Here is a 2574-nt window from a genome sequence, read left to right as displayed (position 1 = left end):
CTGTCAAAGAACGTGGATGCTATATTGTAATCTTCCTCAAGTATTCCGTGAGAATAGAAAAGGATCTCATTAGAATTAATATCGCGATCTATAAAAAAGATATTGCTGAGGTGCGAGCTTTTAAACTCACCAAGACTGTCCTTCAGGTTAAGGAACCTATCGGAATAATCTCTCATTTCACGCTCCTCAATCTTGTCTGTGACCCGATTGAGTACCTCCGCTATCGCATTTGAGAACTGTTCTTCTTTGTCATCTACAGATCTTTTGATCCAGTATAACTGAACCGAAATGATACCAATCAGGGACAGGCTCATTAAGATGACAAGAAAAACAAATAATCGCTTATTCATTTTGAAGTAAAATTAAAAATTTAACATTTAGCGGATTGCTTGTTTAACCTAACCTTAACAAAAATGTTAAAATTTAAGTTTCTAGGCTTTTTTGAAGGATGCGATTGTGAATTTTCAATACCTGTTTGCGGGTATCCTCTAAATTCTTGTTATTGATCACATAGTGGGCCAATTCCTTCTTTTTCTTTTCCGGCCATTGATGCTGCATTCGTTCCAGAATTGCTTTTTCGGTAAGTCCGTCGCGTTTACGAATACGTCCGATCCTGATTTTTTTAGGCGCAGTAATCAGAATCATTTGATCAAAACCTTTGTACCCGTCATTTTCAAATAATATGGCGGCTTCTTGAATTACGTACGGAACTTGTTGCCGTTTCGCCCAGGATTTGAAATCTTTGCGTACCGCAGGGTGTACAATATTGTTTAACTTAGAAAGCAGTGCCTTATCAGCAAATGCCTTCTCTGCCAGAAAGCCTCTGTTTAAGGTATCGTCTTTATAGGCCTGATCTCCAAAAAGTTTAATAATGGCCGGGCGCAAACCGGCATCTTCATTCATCAAACGTTTTGCTTCTGTATCGGAGTTATAGACGGGTACCTTTAGATCCTGAAACATTTTTGCCACGGTGGTCTTACCGCTGCCCATCCCTCCTGTTAGGCCTATTAGTCTCATTCTCTTTTTAAAATGAATTCTACTTGCGACTGTCTCATTTGCACACTTGGAAGCCCCTCCGGCTGTTCAATTAAATATAAAGGCAAGTACGGTGATTCATCCTTGATATCTTCCAGGTCGGCAATAATTCTGAAATCTGATGGAAGTATCTCTTTGAGTCGTTCTATCCTGGCCTTACACAAGACTTCAACTGTATTGGGGAAAGTTCTGATTTGTGTGCCTTCCGGAAGATTGGCCACTTCCACAGCAACCTGGAATATTTTTTCAGAAAAACGAAAAACCTCTGCGCTGACTATCACTGTATTCCGTTCATAAACGGTATTTATAAGTTCCCCGGATTTTACAAGCGTCAGTGTTCGTTTAAAATCTGAAGAAATATCGATAAGGGAAACCGGCTCCGAATGTACTGAAGTAATTGTATCTATTTCTTCTGAAGGACCCCTCAAAAGCACGGAATCAGGAGTGATTTGCAGTTCACCGTCCATCAGGTAATTTTGTTCCAGACTAATGGTCGCTTCTACCACGACAGGAACCTTTTTCCTGATCATACGGGTAAAATTAAAAAATAAGGTGTCCTGATCCATTCGCAGTATGGTCATGGCCTCCGGTAATTTTGTTTCGATCTGTTTTCTAAAGGCCTGTTCCGCAAGAAAGAACTTATTCCCTCGGTGTGCCATCCCATTAAGGTCTATGGGTAATTTTTTTGTGGCAAATCGGGATCCCAAAAACTGCCAGCCACTGCCACGTGCTGTAATGGTTAATTGATCTTTAGATGCGCCAAGGAAAAACAGAGAATCCGGAATGTTGGTATAGACCAGATCAAAAGTAGTCTCATCAGTATGCGTATCCGAGAGTTTACTTATTAGCCAGGCCAAAAAAGAACAAAATAACAAGACCACAAAGACCTTCACCTTACGCTTTGTAGCACCATTAAAAACTTGTTTTTTACTCATTACTATTTAAAAAATAAGGAGGGAAATAATTCCTGAGGATTCTTTTTACTAAAAGTAAGTAAGAATGTCGATTTAAAAAAACCGAGTCCATAGCCCCCAAACTGTATAACCACCGCTACCAATGACAAAAGTGCTATTCCCAGTGCCTTGTTCTTCAGCCAGGAATCGATCAGCACGCAAATAAAGTACAAGAAGTATAGATATAAAAGACCATTTATTTGAAGCAGGGCGAGTGCGATGGCTGCTATTAGTCCAACACAGAAAAAGAACGGAAACCAGTAGGTAAGTCTGGCTGTTTTTGGGTGCCAGCTGTTTAAAATGGGTCTTACCATTCCAAATTTCTTTACCTGTATGTAGAATTTGTTAAAATCTACCCGCCTTTTATGGTAGACAAAAGCTTCTGGAATTAGTTGAGTTGAATATCCGAGCCCCCATAAACGAATACTGAGATCTGGGTCTTCTCCAGGATGGATCTTGCCAAATCCTCGGGTCTTTTCAAATGCTTTTTTGGAGATACCCATATTAAAGCTCCGGGGTTGAAATTTATTCGCGGCCTTTGTATTGCCCCTGATCCCTCCGGTGGTGATGAAGGCCGTCATAGCAT

At 40.3% G+C, this 2574-nt stretch carries 3 protein-coding genes and 1 pseudogene; all 4 read right to left on the bottom strand.

The features are described 5' to 3' along the window. A pseudogene (locus WBM49_RS05935) lies at positions 1–350 on the bottom strand (two-component sensor histidine kinase); the annotation flags it as partial. 73 nt (positions 351–423) lie between these two features. After that, on the bottom strand, positions 424–1017 hold the full coding sequence (gene coaE, locus WBM49_RS05930) for a dephospho-CoA kinase (RefSeq protein ID WP_424371140.1): 594 nt from the start codon (positions 1015–1017) through the stop codon (positions 424–426). Next, positions 1014–1970 (bottom strand): CdaR family protein, encoded by a 957-nt coding sequence (locus WBM49_RS05925; protein ID WP_424371139.1) that lies wholly within the window; start codon positions 1968–1970, stop codon positions 1014–1016. The genes coaE and WBM49_RS05925 overlap by 4 nt, the downstream gene beginning before the upstream one ends. 2 nt (positions 1971–1972) lie before the next feature. Next, on the bottom strand, positions 1973–2574 hold a 602-nt coding region (locus WBM49_RS05920; protein ID WP_424371138.1), incomplete at its 5' end, for a glycosyltransferase.

It is taken from the genome of Muriicola sp., from assembly GCF_049669965.1.
In the GTDB taxonomy this organism is placed as follows: domain Bacteria; phylum Bacteroidota; class Bacteroidia; order Flavobacteriales; family Flavobacteriaceae; genus Muriicola.
The sequence above is the reverse complement of the archived record's forward strand: the minus strand, read 5'-3'. Positions and strand labels throughout refer to the sequence as shown.